The 1,631-nt window shown below is 63.8% G+C and carries 2 protein-coding genes; both read left to right on the top strand.

Going from position 1 to position 1,631, the window contains the following annotated elements; all coding sequences use genetic code 11:
* Positions 1–898, top strand: an 898-nt coding sequence (locus L0H65_RS19635; RefSeq protein WP_301460864.1) for an ATP-binding protein, incomplete at its 5' end; no start/stop codon positions are given.
* Positions 899–932: 34 nt separating this feature from the next.
* Positions 933–1,631: amidase (locus L0H65_RS19630; protein WP_301460863.1), on the top strand; the 699-nt coding region annotated here is incomplete at its 3' end.

The following is a 1,631-nucleotide window of genomic DNA, read 5'->3' as shown; positions in this document are numbered from 1 at the left end:
CCGCGATATTTCGGCGGCACTATGCCAACCCCTGATGCTCGATCCGCAGCGTCTAAGGCAATGCCTGTCGAACCTGTTGTCCAATGCGCTGAAGAACACGCCCGACGGCGGCATCCATGTTTCCGCGCAGCTTTCGCCGTCCTCGCCGGGACAGAGCTTGCTGCGGATAGAGGTGACAGATACCGGGCCGGGGATCCCGGCACAGCAGCACAGCAGGATTTTCGAACCTTTCGCGCGCGCCAACCTCACCGGTGCTTCAGCGCGCTCCCCTTCGGGCAGCGCGATTGCGGGCAACGGGCTTGGCCTGTCGATCTGTCGGGCGATGGCGCAGCAGATGGGGGGCGATCTTACGCTGTCGCCGGACAGCACCGAAGGGCGCGGCGCGCGTTTCATCCTGACCCTGCGGGTGGAACCTGCGACCGACAACACGGCTCCGCTGCATACCCCCCCGGAACCGGCAATCGCCGGGGGGACTGAAACACCTTCGCCGCCAGGCGAAGGTATCGCCAACCTGCGCGTATTGGTGGTCGATGACATCGCAACCAACCGCTTGGTCGCGGCAACTTATTTGTGGACCCTCGGCGCGACCATGCAGGAGGCGGCAAGCGGCGATGAGGCGCTGGAGATTTTGCAGACGCATGTGCCCGACCTGCTGTTGCTTGACATGCAGATGCCGGGAATGACCGGCTTGCAGACGCTGGCGCGCATCCGTGCCCTACCCGGTTCTGCGGGCAAGGTTCCGGTGATCGCGATGACTGCCGACGCCATGGCGGAACATCGCAAATCCTATCTTTCGGCAGGGGTTGATGGCTATCTGGCCAAGCCGATCACTGCGGAGCGGATCATGGCAGAGATTGCGAAGGTTATGGACAAAGGTGATGCGACCCCGGCACAATAGGCGTGACCCCTTTCCCAAACACGGCAGGCGCGCGATGACTGAAACTTCCCCGATCCCCGATGCAACCGATGTGGCCGCAAGTGTTGCCTGCGGCAAGGTTTCACCCGCTGAACTGCTCGATCATGCCTTGGCGGCGGTTGACCAGTTCAACCCCGACCTCAACGCGGTGGTGCTTGTGCAGGAGAAGGTGGCGCGTGCGTCCATCGCCAATGGCCTGCCGCGCGGACCGTTTCGCGGTGTGCCGTTCCTGCTGAAAGATCTGGGGTGTGAGGCGATTGATTTCCCATCGCACAACGGCTCCCGGCTGTTGCAAAACACCCAGTACGGCAAGGACAGCGCGATATTCCAGCGCATCCGCGCCACGGGAGTCGTCACGTTCGGGCGCACCACCTCGCCCGAAGGCGGCATTGGCGTTGCCACCGAAAGCGCGGTTTATGGCGGCCCGACCCGCAATCCGTGGGATGTGAATCACACCTCCGGCGGCTCCTCCGGCGGTGCAGCGGCAGCGGTTGCGGCGGGGATTGTTCCATTCGCCCATGGCTCCGATGGCGGCGGATCGGTGCGAATTCCCGCTTCCTCCTGCGGGCTTTTCGGCTTCAAACCCACCCGCGCGCGGTTGCCCTATTGGCCATACGCAGGTGAAGGCTGGGCCGGGATGGCGATTGACGGTTTTCTGACCCGTTCGGTGCGCGATACCGCCGTGATGCGCGACGCCTGCGAAGGCACGGATCTG

It is taken from the genome of Pseudorhodobacter sp. (assembly GCF_030452865.1).
Classification (GTDB): Bacteria; Pseudomonadota; Alphaproteobacteria; order Rhodobacterales; family Rhodobacteraceae; genus Pseudorhodobacter.
The sequence above is the reverse complement of the archived record's forward strand: the minus strand, read 5'-3'. Positions and strand labels throughout refer to the sequence as shown.